13 protein-coding genes are annotated in these 13417 nt (G+C 69.6%); 11 read left to right on the top strand and 2 right to left on the bottom strand.

Translation table 11 applies throughout. The annotated features are described in order from the left end of the window. Positions 1–75 precede the first annotated feature (75 nt). The 11 genes from ACYQ78_RS33075 to ACYQ78_RS33025 all read left to right on the top strand — a co-directional run bounded on the left by ACYQ78_RS33075 (position 76) and on the right by ACYQ78_RS33025 (position 12273). The gene (locus ACYQ78_RS33075) at positions 76–411 is read left to right on the top strand and encodes a hypothetical protein (protein WP_459804887.1); all 336 of its coding nucleotides are present in this window, start codon (positions 76–78) and stop codon (positions 409–411) included. Further along, positions 408–3005, top strand: coding sequence for a hypothetical protein (locus tag ACYQ78_RS33070; RefSeq protein ID WP_459804886.1), 2598 nt, complete (start codon positions 408–410; stop codon positions 3003–3005). Before ACYQ78_RS33075 ends, ACYQ78_RS33070 begins: the two co-directional genes overlap by 4 nt. A 94-nt stretch (positions 3006–3099) precedes the next feature. Beyond that, positions 3100–3741: a hypothetical protein gene (locus ACYQ78_RS33065; protein ID WP_459804885.1), complete on the top strand. Its 642-nt coding sequence runs from the start codon at positions 3100–3102 to the stop codon at positions 3739–3741. A gap of 126 nt (positions 3742–3867) precedes the next feature. Beyond that, positions 3868–5031 (top strand): ROK family protein, encoded by a 1164-nt coding sequence (locus tag ACYQ78_RS33060; protein WP_459804884.1) that lies wholly within the window; start codon positions 3868–3870, stop codon positions 5029–5031. Positions 5032–5115: 84 nt separating this feature from the next. Then, on the top strand, positions 5116–6198 hold the full coding sequence (locus ACYQ78_RS33055) for a sugar ABC transporter substrate-binding protein (RefSeq protein ID WP_459804883.1): 1083 nt from the start codon (positions 5116–5118) through the stop codon (positions 6196–6198). Next, complete coding sequence (locus ACYQ78_RS33050) at positions 6195–7718, top strand: sugar ABC transporter ATP-binding protein (protein ID WP_459804882.1); 1524 nt, start codon at positions 6195–6197, stop codon at positions 7716–7718. The genes ACYQ78_RS33055 and ACYQ78_RS33050 overlap by 4 nt, the downstream gene beginning before the upstream one ends. Further along, the gene (locus tag ACYQ78_RS33045; protein WP_459804881.1) at positions 7711–8637 is read left to right on the top strand and encodes an ABC transporter permease; all 927 of its coding nucleotides are present in this window, start codon (positions 7711–7713) and stop codon (positions 8635–8637) included. Before ACYQ78_RS33050 ends, ACYQ78_RS33045 begins: the two co-directional genes overlap by 8 nt. Next, positions 8634–9560 (top strand): ABC transporter permease, encoded by a 927-nt coding sequence (locus ACYQ78_RS33040; protein ID WP_459804880.1) that lies wholly within the window; start codon positions 8634–8636, stop codon positions 9558–9560. The genes ACYQ78_RS33045 and ACYQ78_RS33040 overlap by 4 nt, the downstream gene beginning before the upstream one ends. Beyond that, a complete protein-coding gene (locus ACYQ78_RS33035; RefSeq protein ID WP_459804879.1) occupies positions 9553–10356 on the top strand; it encodes an SMP-30/gluconolactonase/LRE family protein in 804 nt (267 codons plus the stop codon). The genes ACYQ78_RS33040 and ACYQ78_RS33035 overlap by 8 nt, the downstream gene beginning before the upstream one ends. Positions 10357–10445: 89 nt before the next feature. Next, positions 10446–11870, top strand: a complete 1425-nt coding sequence (locus ACYQ78_RS33030) for a sensor histidine kinase (RefSeq protein WP_459804878.1) — start codon at positions 10446–10448, stop codon at positions 11868–11870. A 46-nt stretch (positions 11871–11916) separates the two neighbouring features. Beyond that, positions 11917–12273, top strand: a complete 357-nt coding sequence (locus ACYQ78_RS33025; protein ID WP_459804877.1) for a hypothetical protein — start codon at positions 11917–11919, stop codon at positions 12271–12273. Here ACYQ78_RS33025 and ACYQ78_RS33020 read toward each other — a convergent pair. Together ACYQ78_RS33020 and ACYQ78_RS33015 are read right to left on the bottom strand one after the other, a co-directional pair. Then, positions 12191–13114, bottom strand: a complete 924-nt coding sequence (locus ACYQ78_RS33020; protein ID WP_459804876.1) for a YhjD/YihY/BrkB family envelope integrity protein — start codon at positions 13112–13114, stop codon at positions 12191–12193. The two genes, ACYQ78_RS33025 and ACYQ78_RS33020, sit on opposite strands and share 83 nt — an antisense overlap. A 34-nt stretch (positions 13115–13148) precedes the next feature. Then, positions 13149–13409, bottom strand: coding sequence for a DUF2087 domain-containing protein (locus tag ACYQ78_RS33015; RefSeq protein ID WP_459804875.1), 261 nt, complete (start codon positions 13407–13409; stop codon positions 13149–13151). Positions 13410–13417: the final 8 nt, after the last annotated feature.

The raw sequence follows: 13417 nt of genomic DNA, 5'->3' as shown, positions 1-13417 counted from the left end.
ATCCACGCCACGCTCCGCGAGCGACCCTGTACTTCATGCTGTGAATTGGTTGTTTTTCAGCATTTAGGGGGTCAGGTGGCGGAGTCGTACAGGAACTACGCCGGGGCGGGGTCGTCGGGCTTCACGCAGATAGGCAAGGTCCTCGGGGACGTGCACATCGGCGCGACGTCTGGAACGCTCCAGGAGCAGCTCGACGGGGTGCGGCGAGCGCTCGCCGCGGCCGAGGCCACCGGGGAGATCGACGCCGAGACCAGGGAAGAGGCGGGCGCCGAGCTCGACACCCTCCACGGCGAGCAGGACAAGGGCCGGATGGTCCGCACGCTACGACGGATCAAGGGGCTGGCAGAGGGCAGCGCCGACACGGTCGCCCGTGTGGCGGGGGTCATCGCGGCGGTTCAGGGCCTGCAGTGACCGAGAACGCGGCCGAGACCGGCACCTGGTACACGAACCACGCCGAAGGGGACGCGAACGTCGGCGCGATGTTCGGCGTCGTCAACGGCAACGTCCACATCTACGACGTGCGGGGCGAGGACACCCCGCGGCGCCGTTACGAGGTCGCGTTGAACTGCCTGCGCGGCAACATGGCCCGGCGGGCAGAAGAGCTGATCCGGCAGGTCGTCGCCGAGGGCATGGAGTCGGCCGAGATCGCCTACCACTGGGCGCTGGCCATCCTCAGCGGCCGCTCGTTCGACCACCTGGGCGACCAGGAGCTCAAGGCGCTGGAGAAGGCGGGCGAACTGGCGGCGCGGCACCACGCCGACGAGTGGTCGAGGGCCTCCAGCGTGGTCTCGGCGCTGATCAGCTGCCTGCTGGAGCAGGAACGTGCCGAGGTCGTCGACCACGACGGCTTCGCCGAGGTGCTGCTGCTGTTCGAAGGGCTGCCCGATGCCCGGCAGGAGGAGATCCGGCGGCACCTCGACATGATCCTCACCGGCGGGGTGCAGGACCAGATCGACGCCGTCTACGCCGAGCAGGCGGCCGAGCAGCGGATGAGCGGGAATCGTACGGAAAGGGTGTGGAAGTTCTTCGAGCCGGAGCCTGAACCGCCGCGGGCCCCGCGGCGGGAGGCACCGAAGCTGACGATGGGCGGCAAGGCCCAAGCGGTGATCGCCGGGCTGTTCCTCCTGCCGGGCCTGTTCGTCGTGCTGACGGCCGCGCCCGGATGGCTGCCCGTTCATCTCCTGCTCCTGGTCTCGGGGGGTTTCCTGGTCGTCCGGTACGGCATCGAGCAACATGCGCGCACCCGCCTGACGGCCACCTACGAGAAGCACTACTTCGGCCGCCGTCCCGCGTCACCACCGCCGGAAGACCGAACAGAACCGGAAGATCCGGGCAATCTCGACGACGAGTTCTACGACGAACACGCAGATCAGGCCCGCGACGCCGAGCGGCACCTGCACCGCGCGGCCTTCGAGCAGGAGGTGGGCGGCTACGTCGACTACCGGCTGTCCAGGCACCGACCGAAACGGGGCAGTGGCGACAAGCTGCGCCAACGCCGCAACCAGTGGGACGACGAGATGCGCCCGATCCGCGACGACCTGGTCGCCGATCTGCTGGCCCGCTATCGCCATCCGCTCCCCGCACAGGGTGCGATCCGCTGGCTGATCCGGTGGCGGATCCGGAAACTGGCCGAGGCCTGGCGGCAGGAGCGGCTGCACGACTCCGCCGACCGGCTGGCCGCGCCGACGTCCGTCTTCCTGGGCGGCGCCGCCGGAATCCTGCTGACCGCCGCCGGGATCCTGTCGGCGGGCTGGCACGCCGTCACCTCCCTGCCCGCCCCCGGCGTGATCGGACTGCTGCTCGTCGTCGCCGGGGCGTGGATCGCGTCGGGCGACGACCTGTTCCTGTATCCCGTCAAGGTCCGCGCCCACGAACTCCAGACGGAGGAGGACGCAGCCCGGCTCGCCGAGGAGACCGCCGCCCACCAGGAGTGGCTGGCGGAGCTGGCCGACCGGCCGGGCGACGCCGAGATGGCCCGGTGGCTCGACTACGACCTGATCCACATCAAGACCCAGGCACTGCGCTACTACACCATGACCAACCGCGACATCATGGCCCACGCCGTGCTCACCGAGGCCGCGCCCGGCTGCCTGCGCGCCCGCGTCCTGCACGGCCCGCCCCGCTACGACGCCTACCTCGTCACCCTGTTCCTGCTGAACGAGACGGGAGTCCGTCAGGTGACGGTCCGGCTGGACTTCCGGACCGGTATCACCGGCAACGAGGAGCGGATGAACTTCCAGTACAACTCGATCGCGGCCGTGCAGGTGGTCGAGGTCGGGGTGCGGCTCAGCGACCGGAAACGGCTGATCGTGCTGCTCGACGGGCACGATCGGAACTCCGAGCTCGACGGCCGGTCACTCGTGATGGCCCAGGCGCTGCACCTGTCGCTGACGAGTGGACAGATGATCGACGTGGTCGCGGAGAACTTCGACCAGGGCCTGATCGACCGCCTGCGGGAGAATCCCGAGCGGCTGCTCGAACTGGCCCTCGACACCTCGGGCATCCGAGGCGCCGCCCGCATCCTGGAGGCGGTCGCCGCCGAGGGGCACCGGTGGATCGCCCAGGAGAAGGCCCGCCGACAGCGCCGCCTCATCGACTTCGCCCGCCGCTCCGGCGAGCGCCGGGCGCTGCGCGGCCGCCCCGAAACCCCGGCCCTGACCAGCTCGTCTCCGGCCGAGGCCATGCTGATCAGCCTGGCCGGGGAGTCGGGTTTCGCACGGTCGTACCGGACGGGTTCGGTCATCGAGATGGTCCATGCGGGACGTTCGTCGGTCGTGTACGTGGACCGCGGAGAACTCGAGCAGGACACCGTCGCCGTGATCGTCGCACCGACGATCGAACTCGACCGGTTGAGATCCGTGGAGGGGCTGGCCGTGCCCTCGGTGACGGGGTTGGTCTCGGGGCCCGATCTGCGGATGTTCCCCCGTTCGGGCGACGGGCACGTCGGCTACCGGATCGGCTGCCGCGATCTGGCGGGATATCGCCGGCTGTTGGAGCACGTCTGACGAATGTCACGGAATGGACGGTGCCATTCCGCCGCGCCCCCACGTCTAATTGTCGGCGTTCGCCGTAGACGAATCAGAATGGGGTTCGGAAGCAATGGCACTGATCGTTTCCATTGGGGTTCCGATTCTGCTCACCCTCACGGTCCTCGCATTTTACCGGCGTTGGGCGCCGGGATTACGGCCCGCGCACATCATCGGCACAGGAGCGGTGGTCACGGCCGCCTCCGTCGCGCTGACCTCGGCACTCACGCCGCCACCCGGCGGGAAACTGCGTGACCACACCTGCATTTACGAGGTCACCCGATTGGGCGCCACCCCTTTCATGATTTCCCCCGACGGGCACGTCGACCAGGAATTCACCGCCACGACACCCTATATATGGGCGATGCGCACGGCGGTCGGCTGGAAGGGAAATCAGGTGCCCGATCGGCTCACACTCGCCATTCTGTCCGGTGACACGATAATCCAGCGGGCCACCGTGGTCCCCGTGCGCGACGGCGGCACCGAGGCGCGCTTCACCCCCGTCGAGGTCACTCCGGGTGCGCGTTACCGGCTGCGGGTGGGCAACACGACCGGTATCCCGATCGGCGTCTATCTGGCCCCGGTGTCGGCCGCGACGGTGCGCAATCCCGCCACGATCGGCCCGGTAGCGCTCTCCGGGCTGGACCAGGCGCCCGACACCACGCGGCTCGACCTTGCGCTCTCTTCGTGCGTCGGCGGGGCCATCCGAGGCTGATTTATGCGTGTTTCAGGCGTAATTCAGTCGTGATGAGCCTCTTCGTACCAGGAGTATTGACGGTTTTCGGCACCCGGCCGATACTCGGTTCACTTCGAGAGAGCGTTCTCTGTGAGGAGGTAGGCCTTGTCCCAGCGGACCGCCAACCGCACCCGCGTCATCCGCGCCTTACGCGAACGCGGTCCGCTGTCGCGCCGGGAACTCGCCGGTGTGGGGCTCTCCCGCTCGACCGTCACCGTGGTCGTCGACGATCTCGTCGGCGCGGGGGTGGTCGTCGAGGTCGACGGGCCCGTGCCCGGTGTCGAAAGGGGCGCGGGGCGGCCCGCGCAACTGCTGTCGCTCAACCCGCGGCTCGGGGTCGCCGTGGGGGTGGAGATCGCCAACGGCGTGGTGCGGGCGGCGGTCTGCGACGTGTCCCGGCGGCTGTTGTCGCGGGGCGAGGTCGCGGTCGACGAACGTACAGACCCCAGGAAAACCCTGGTCGTGGTGGGGGAACTCATCGACCGGCTGCTCGACGGGCGGCCCAGGGAGCGGGTGCTCGGCGTGGGCATCGCGATCCCGGGGCCGATCCAGCGGGGCACCGGGCGCAGCGGCCGGGCGACCACGCTCAAGCCGTGGGTGGACGTCAACCCCTACGCCACCGCCGCCGAGGCGCTGCGGCTGCCGCTCGCCGTCGACAACGACGCCAACCTGGCCGCCGTCGCGGAGGCCACGTGGGGTGCCGCGCGCGGGCTGCGGGACGTCGCCTACGTCTACTCCGCCGCCGGTATCGGTGTCGGCTTCATCCTCAACGGATCCCTGTACGCCGGGGCGAACGGCACCGCCGGGGAACTCGGCCACACCACGATCGACGAGAACGGCGAGATCTGCGAGTGCGGCGGCCGGGGCTGCCTCAACACGCTGGCCAACGCCTACTCGATCACCCAGAACCTGCGGCGGAGCCATGGACGCGAACTGTCCATCGCCGAGGTCATCACGCTCGCCCACGACGGGGATCTCGGTTGCCGCCGGGTCATCGCCGACGCGGGCCGGCACATCGGGCTGGCCGCGGCCAACCTCTACAACCTGCTCGACCCCGAGCTGATCGTCCTGGGCGGGAACCTCGCGCCCGCCGGGGAGATCCTGCTGGGGCCGCTGCGGGAGTCCATGGCCCGCCGGGCCATCCACGCGGGAGAGGTGCTGCCGCCCTTCATCACCGGCGAGCTCGACCAGGACGTGGTGGTCGTCCTGGGCGCCGCCGCCGTCGTGCTGCGGGACGACGAGAGGTTCCCGCTGCCGATCGAGAAGTGACGGCCCGGTTCGCGGTTGCCGCCGTGAACCGGGCCCATACGCCACGGGGTGGGCCCGTGGCGGCGATACACATGTGGAGCAATCATGAATCTACCCCGCCTCGGCATGCTCATCATGCTGGTGGTGGCGACGGCCTGCGGGACGTCCCAGCCCTCCGGAGAAGCAGCACCGCAAGAGAAACTGAAGATCGCCCTGTCCAACTCGTTCATCGGGAACCAGTGGCGGGTCGAGATGGAGAACGTCTTCAAGGCGGCCTGCGCCATGCCGCCCTACGCCGCCGCCGTCGAGTGCTCGGTCTTCAACGCCGGAAACGACGTGTCGACGCAGTCGCGCCAGATCTCCAACCTGATCTCGCAGGGCGTCGACGGCATCGTGATCAACGCGGCCTCGACGAGCGGGCTCAACGGGGTCGTCCAGCAGGCCTGTGACCGGGGCATCGTCGTGGTGTCGTTCGACAACACGGTCGATCACCCCTGCGGGATCACGGTCAACACCGACCAGGTGAAGTTCGGGCAGCAGCTCGCCCAGTTCGTCGTCGACCAGCTCGGCGGCAAGGGCAACGTGGTCATGGTCACCGGCGTGGCCGGAACCGGCGCCGACAACGACCGCAACAAGGGCGCCAAGGAGGTCTTCGCCGCCAGCCCCGACATCAAGATCGTGGCCGAGTACAGCGGCATGTGGGACTCGGCGACCGCCCAGCGCGTCACGGCCGCGCAGCTCCCGAGCCTGCCGCAGGTCGACGGCGTGTGGGTGTCCGGCGGCACCGACGGCGTCATCAAGGCCTTCGCCGACGCCGACCGGAAGATGCCGGTCTTCGGCGGCGAGGCCGAGAACGGCTTCCGCAAGTACATGGCCGGAACCCTCACCCCGCAGGTGACCGGCATGTCGATCGGCCAGCCGCCGTACCTGTCGGTCGTGGCACTGGAGCTGGCCCGCGCGGTCATCACGAAGGAACGCGAGAAGGGGAACCTGACGATCCCCTTCCCCGTCGTCACCGGTTCGGCCCTCACCCCGGGTGAGACCGTCTTCCCCGACCTGCCCGACAGCTTCTTCGCCGACTTCACCGACTCGGGCCCCGAGGCGATCCTGGTCCTCTGCCAGGAGGCCGCGACCGACGGAACCCCGTGCCCCGGCAAGACCCTCGACGTCAAACTCGGCACCCCATGACGGTCGAGGCCACCGGGGTCCACCGCTCCTTCGGCGGTGTCCTGGCCCTCCGGGACGCGTCCTTCACGGCGCGTCCCGGGGAGATCCACGCCCTGGCCGGAGAGAACGGCGCCGGCAAGAGCACCCTCATCAAGGTCCTGTGCGGCGTCCTGCGCGCCGACGCGGGAACGGTGACGGTCTCCGGCCGGGTCGCGACCGCCTTCCAGGAACTCTCCCTGCTCCCCGACCTGACCGTGGCCGAGAACCTCCTGCTGGGCTCGCCGCCCCGCGGGCGGCTCGGCCTGGTCCGCCGTAGCCACCTCGCCGCCGAGGCCTCCCGAGTCCTCTCCCTGTACGGAGTGAGCGACATCGACCCCCGCTCCCCCGCCCGCGACCTGGCGGTCTCGCAGAAGCAGGTGGTGGAACTGGTCCGGGTGCTGGCATTGGAACCCGACGTGGTCTTCCTCGACGAACCGACGGCGGCCCTGGCCTCCGCCGAGGTCGACTGGCTGGCCGGGCACATGCGCCGCCTCCGGGACGCCGGGGCGTGCGTGGTCTTCACCTCACACCGGTGGAAGGAGATCGAGCGCCTGGCCGACCGGGTGACCGTCTTCCGCAACGGAACCCACGTGGCGACGCGTGACCACCTGACCGAAGGCGAAGCGATCACCCTGATGACGGGGCGGACCCTGGGGACGACATATCCGGATATTTCAGCGATCGAGGTCGGCGAGAACGCTCTCGCAGTGACCGGACTGACCAGCGGACGCCTCCACGACGTGTCCTTCGACCTGCGGCGAGGCGAGATCCTCGGCGTGGGCGGCCTGGCAGGCCAGGGGCAACGCGACCTGTTCCTGACCTTGTTCGGCGCCCGGAAGCCTGCGGCGGGCCTGCTGGTGGTCGGCGGGCAAGCGGGCGCGAGTCGGTCTTCGGGCGGCCTTTCGCGCGCGGTGGCCGGGAGATTCGGCGTACACAGAGCAGATCGAGGGTGGTCGTTGCGGGGTCCCAAGGACGCCATCCGGATGGGCATCGCCTATGTCCCCGAGGACCGGAAGGCCGAAGGGCTCCTGCTGCCCCTGTCGATCCGCGACAACATCGCCCTCACCACGCTGACCCGGCGCTCCCGCGCCGGATTCATCCGTCACCAGGCGGAGAACGCCGCCATTTCCGGCATGGCAGAGAAGCTGGCCATCGGCGCCGGGCGGGCGACCTCCCGCGCCGCCGGTGAGCTCTCGGGCGGCAACCAGCAGAAGACGGTGATGGCCCGCTGGCTACTGACCGACGCCAACGTCTTTCTCCTCTACGACGTCACCCGAGGCGTCGACGCGGCCACCAAACACGACATCTACCACCTCATCGCCGACCTGGCCCGCAGCGGCAAGGCGATCCTCTTCTACTCCAGCGAAACCGAGGAGATCGCCCACCTGTGCCACCGGGTCCTGGTCCTGAGGGAAGGCCGCATCGCCGCCGAACTCCCGGGCCCGGTCGGCGACGCGGAGAAGATCGTCGCCGCCTCGATCAGGGAGACCGCCGATGCGTGATCTCCAGGAGCGGCTCGGCTATCTCGTGCTGGCGGCCACCGCCGTCGCCTATTTCGCCGTCTACACGACCAGTCTCGGCAGGCCCCCGGGCTCGTTCGACTACCTGGCCATTCTCAACACGACGATGCCGCTGGTCCTCGTCGCCATCGGGCAGAGCCTGGTCGTCCTGACCGGCGGTATCGATCTGTCGGTCGGCGGGGTGGTGAGCGTCTGCGTCGCCGTCACCGCCGCGACCGGTGGCTCCCCCGGCTGGATCCTCGCCGTCCTCGCTTTGGGGGCCGTGGCAGGGCTGGTCAACGGGGTGATCGTGGCCTATGGCCGGATCGCCCCCATTCTCACCACGCTGGCCACGCTCTCGATCTACACCGGCGCCGCCCTCTGGGTGCTGCCCGTGCCGGGCGGGTCGATCATGCCCGAGGTCAGGGCCGTTCTGTCGAACCCGAACATCCCCACCGGTCTCGGCTGGCTCGCCCTCGTCGTGGCCGGATGGTGGGTGCTGCGCCGGACCAGGTTCGGCATGCGCGTCTACGCCGTCGGCAGCGACGAGACGGCCGCCCGCGCGGTCGGCGTCCCGGTCGAACGGGTCAAAACCGCCGTCTACGCCCTCTCCGGACTGTGCTCGGCCCTGGCCGGAGTCTTCTACGTGTCCACCACGACAGCGGGCGACGCCAACGCGGGCGCGCCGTTCATCCTCACGTCGATCGCCTCCGTGGTCGTGGGCGGGGTCGCGTTCACCGGCGGAAGGGGCAGCGCGATGGGCGCCGTCGCGGGCGCGGTCGCGCTCACCCTGGTCATCGACGTGCTGTTCTTCGCGGGCATCGACCCGCTCTACCAGTCACTCTTCCAGGGCCTGTTCCTCGTCGTCGCCGTCCTCCTCGGCACCGCCGCCGCCCTGCTCGCCCGCCGGAGGGCCGCATGAACCGCCGCGCCCTCTATGCCGTCGCCATCGCCGTCGCCGTGCTGGTCATCGGGGCGATCCTCACCCCCGGCCTGGCCTCCTGGCCGGGACTGCGGGCGGTGCTCGTGGTGGCGAGTTTCACCGGATTCGTGGCGGCCGGGCAGATGCTGGTGGTCCTCGTCGGAGGGATCGACCTGTCGATTCCGTGGGTGCTGAACGCGGCGGCGATCGTCCTCACCACCACCAGTCTCGGCCTGTCACAACGCCTCCCCCTGGCGCTCGCGTTCGCGATCGGGGCCGGGCTCGTCGCGGGGCTGGTCAACGGACTCGGCGTCGCCTGGCTCGGAGTCCCCGCCGTCGTGATGACACTGGGCATGAACGGCGTCCTGCAAGGGCTCACCCTGGGCCTCTCCCAGGGCCTGACCTGCGACACCTGCGGCCACTACGCCCCGCAGCCGCTCAGGGACCTGTTCGCGGGCACCGTCCCGGCCGCGCTGCTGGTCTGGCTGGGCATCGCACTGCTGGTGACGGTCCTGCTGAGGCTGACCGTCTTCGGGCGCCGCGTGTACGCAACGGGCGTGAACCCCCGCGCCGCCTTCCTCTCCGGCGTCGGCGTCAAGGGAGTCACGGTCGCCCTCTACACCCTGTCGGGCGGTTGCGCCGCCCTGGCCGGGATCATGCTCGTCGGCTACGGCGGCCAGGCGTCCCTGGGCCTCGGCGATCCCTACCTGTTCGAGTCGATCGCCGCCGTCGTGGTCGGCGGGGTGTCGATCCTCGGCGGACGCGGCGACTACTTCGGCGTCGTGGCCGGTTCGCTCACGCTGGTGGCCGTCACGACGGTACTGAGGGCCCAGCAGGTGCCCGAATTCGGCAGGCTCATGATCTACGGGCTGGTCATCCTCGCCATCCTGTTCGCCTACGGCCGGGAGAGGGCCCATGATTGACGTCTTCAGCGACATCCCCTGCCACCTGGGCGAAAGCGCCCTCTGGGACGGCCGCCGCCTCTACTGGGTCGACATCCTCGGCCACCGCATCCACGCCAAGCCCTGGCCCGACGGCGACACCCTCACCCTCGCGACCCCCGGCCCGGTCGGCGCCGTGGCCCTGCGGAGAAAAGGCCTCGTCGCCACCCTCCGCCACACCATCGCCTTCGCCGACATCGACGAGGGGACGATCGAGCCGGTCGTCGAGGTCGAAAGCGCCGAGGAGAACCGCCTCAACGACGGCGCCGTCGACGCCGAGGGCAGGTTCTGGTTCGGCTCGATGAACCTGGCCGAGAAGGACCCCACCGGCTCCTTCTACCGCCTGAACCCCGACCTCACCGTCGACAAGATCTTCGGCGGCGTCATCTGCTCCAACGGCCCCGCCTTCAGCCCCGACGGCCGAACCGTCTACCACGTCGACTCCACGACCAGGCGCATCACCGCGTACACGGAAGGTGAAGGCCGGATCTTCGCTACCGACGACGACTGCTACCCCGACGGCCTGGCCGTCGACGCCGAGGGCGGCGTCTGGAACTGCAAGTGGAACGGCTCGAGAATCGTCCGGTACGCCCCCGACGGCACGATCGACCGCATCCTCAAGGTCCCCGTCGAACGCCCGACCAGGTGCGCCTTCGCCGGGCCGGATCTCGACGTCCTCGCGATCACCACGGCCAGAGGAGACCACCCGTTGTCCGGCCAGACGCTCCTGGCCGACCCGGGCGTGCGGGGGCTCCCGGCCCATCCCTTCCTGGGCTGAGCTGGAACTTTGCCCGCAGATGGGAAGTTTCTGCAGGTCACCAAGGTTTGTTGACGTTAGTGAAGGAGTGAGGTCAAGGGAGAGGTCGAATGGTCAGGCAACCGCCCTCGTTCCGGGCGCGAAGGACGTTCGCGACCGGGGTGGTGATGGCGCTGATGTGCCTGGGGCTGAGTTTCCTCTTCCTCATGTACGTCGGCGGCAAAGAAGGCGACAACGCGCTGCAACGGGGCCTGTCGGCCTGGAACAGCGTCGAGTCGCTGATCCAGCAGGGGCGGCTCCCCTCGATGCTGCCCCACGCCGGCGACGAGGCGATCCAGGTGCTGGACGCCCACGGGAAGGTGGTCGCGGCGACCAGCCAGCTGGCGGGCGTACCGCCGATGGCCACCATCCACCCCACCGGCGACAAACTGAGCACCACCCAGGTCCTGTGCCCGCCCGCGGGGCTGGAGGGGTGCCGGACCGTGACGTCGATCAACGTCTACCAGCCGGACGGCATCTGGTCGGTGTACGTGGCCACCCCCACGGTCCCCTGGTACGGCACCTCCACCGCCGTGTTCCTGGCGATCGGCGCCTCGCTCCTGGTCACCACGGCCGTCACGGCCTGGGTGTTCCGGGACATCTCCAAAGCCGTGGAGCCGGTGGTCGCGATACGGCGGCAGCTGGCCGACATCACCGCCGCGCAGCTCGAACGCCGGGTTCCGGTGCCCGGCACCTACGACACCTACGAAGAGGTGAAGGTCCTGGCCGAGACGGTCAACGGCACGCTCGACCGGCTGGAGGACGCCTACGAACGGCTGCGGCGCTTCACCTCCGACGCCTCCCACGACCTCCGCAGCCCGATCACCGCCATGCGGCTGCAACTGGAGGAGGCCCTGATGCGCCCCGGGGACGCCGACTGGCCGACCGTGGCGACCACGGTCCTGACCGGAGTGGACCGGCTCCAGGCGATCGTGACCGACCTGCTGGCCCTCGCCCGCCTCGACGCGGGCGCGCCCCTCGACGGTGAGCCGACCGACCTGGGTGTGCTGGCCGGAGCCGAACTGGACCGGCGCCCCCACCGCGCGAAGATCGTCAGGAACTTCCAGCAGGGCGTGTGCGTCGACTGTGACCGGCTGCGCATCTCCCGGGTCCTGGTCAACCTGCTCGACAACGCCGAGCGGCACACCGTGTCCCAGATCACCGTCACCGTACGCGCCGAGAACGGAACCGCCGTCCTGGAGGTCCTGGACGACGGCGCCGGCCTCGCCGCCGAGGACCGCGAACGGGTCTTCGAACGCTTCACCCGCCTGGAGGCGTCACGGTCCCGCGACGCCGGAGGGACCGGGCTCGGTCTGGCCATCGCCAGAGAGATCGCCCGAGCGCACGAGGGCACCCTGACCGTCGAGGACAGCGTCCGAGGCGCACGGTTCGTCCTCCGCCTCCCAGGCGCGGGATCCCGCCGCCCCGGCGAGGGCTGCGCTCCGAGACCGTCACCGGCCGTCCTACCGGGAGCGCGCGTCCCGGCCACCGGCTAGGACGACGCAGGTCGTCCCTCCGTTGACCTGGGTATATGTTCAAAATATGTACGACGACGGTCTGGTCGCCTGCACGGATGCCGAGCTGATCATCAGGCGGTATTACCTCTGGGGCGGCGACAAGCGCATCTCCCTGAGGGCGATCAGAGCGGTCAACGCGATCCCGCTGCCCAACGGTTCGTGGCGGATCTGGGGGACGGGCGATTTCGTCCACTGGTACAACCTCGACCGCGATCGGCCCTCGCGCCGGATGGCGCTCTGGGTCGATGTCGGGGCCAAGATCGTGCCGGCGGTCACCCCGCGGGATCCGCGGCGGTTGATCACGGAGTTGGCGTCACGAGGGATCCGGACGAATCGGGCTGGGGTTGTGCAGCGTGGGCAGAACTGGATGCGGCTGGCGTGACGGGCCGGCCCTGCGCGTAGTCGACCACGGTGCCGTGGGTGCTGGTGGCGGCGTGGGCGGCGGCGTACAGGATCAGCATGTTGAGCAGTTTCAGGAACAGCAGCATGCCCACGGCGCTCGCCACCACCGTGTACGCCGGGTTCGACGAGCTCATGTTGAAGTAGAACTGGCCGATCGTCTTCAGTATCTCCAGGCCCACCGTGATGATCAGCGCGGGGCCGATCACCCGGCGGAACGACAGGCGCAGCCGGGGTGCCAGCGTGAGCAGGGCGATCGACAGCAGCAGGTTCACCAGGAAGCCCAGCAGCAGGGCCGCGCCCTGGAGTGCCCACCTCGACGCGGGGGCGTCGGGGCCGACCGTGTGGCCGGTCAGCCACGACAGTGCCGACTGGGCGCCGAACGACAGGGACAGCGAGGTCGCGAGCAGCAGGCCGAGCGCGACCAGCACGGCCAGGTCGATCAGCCACCGCACGACGAAGTTGCCGGGGTGTTCGTCGAGGCCCCACATGGTGCGGCTGCACGACCGCATCGAATCTATCCAGAACAGGCCGGTCAGCGGCAGGCCGAACGACGCGATCCAGCCCGCCGTGTCGCGGGCGTCGCGGAGGGCGGCGACGTCGAGCCTCGGGAAGGTGTCGCTGAGATATCCGGCGATCTGGGTGAGCGCGGCCGGGGTGTCCCAGACGTGGCCGATGATCACGAACGTGAGCAGGCCCAGGGCGAAGATCGCGAAGAACGCGTAGTAGGTCATGCCGGCCGACAGGCGGCCGCCGCCCAGCCGGTCGAACCGGACTCCCGCGCGGATGTGGTGATCAAGCCATGGAGGAAATCTCCGGTTCACCCGCATGGCCCCTTATTACCCGTGAGGCGGCACCTCAGACGGTGCCGCCGCTGCGCCAGTAGACGCCGTCCTCCCTGGACAGCAACTCGTTCTCGACAAGATAGCGGCGCAACGCGGCGTAGTCGTCGAAGAACGCGACGAGAATCTCGTTGACCTGCTTCTCGGGGTAGCGCACCCCGATCTCGAACGACTGGGCGATGCGGTCGAGGACCGCCAGGCGCACCGTGTGTTTCGCGGGCATCTGCACCAGGCGGCCCTCGACGAGGAACCTTTCGATCACTTCTTGCGGGGTCATGCCTCGAT

The organism is Herbidospora sp. RD11066 (assembly GCF_054661255.1).
Note: the sequence above shows the minus strand (reverse complement) of the source record. Positions and strands in the feature narration are given on the sequence as shown.

Bases quoted from the DNA above. Each gene is read 5' to 3' on its own strand.
- ACYQ78_RS33065 (WP_459804885.1), top strand. From the start codon at position 3,100: ATGGCACTGATCGTTTCCATTGGGGTTCCGATTCTGCTCACCCTCACG.
- ACYQ78_RS33055 (WP_459804883.1), top strand. From the start codon at position 5,116: ATGAATCTACCCCGCCTCGGCATGCTCATCATGCTGGTGGTGGCGACG.
- ACYQ78_RS33050 (WP_459804882.1), top strand. From the start codon at position 6,195: ATGACGGTCGAGGCCACCGGGGTCCACCGCTCCTTCGGCGGTGTCCTG.
- ACYQ78_RS33045 (WP_459804881.1), top strand. From the start codon at position 7,711: ATGCGTGATCTCCAGGAGCGGCTCGGCTATCTCGTGCTGGCGGCCACC.
- ACYQ78_RS33040 (WP_459804880.1), top strand. From the start codon at position 8,634: ATGAACCGCCGCGCCCTCTATGCCGTCGCCATCGCCGTCGCCGTGCTG.
- ACYQ78_RS33035 (WP_459804879.1), top strand. From the start codon at position 9,553: ATGATTGACGTCTTCAGCGACATCCCCTGCCACCTGGGCGAAAGCGCC.
- ACYQ78_RS33030 (WP_459804878.1), top strand. From the start codon at position 10,446: ATGGTCAGGCAACCGCCCTCGTTCCGGGCGCGAAGGACGTTCGCGACC.
- ACYQ78_RS33025 (WP_459804877.1), top strand. From the start codon at position 11,917: ATGTACGACGACGGTCTGGTCGCCTGCACGGATGCCGAGCTGATCATC.
- ACYQ78_RS33015 (WP_459804875.1), bottom strand. From the start codon at position 13,409: ATGACCCCGCAAGAAGTGATCGAAAGGTTCCTCGTCGAGGGCCGCCTG.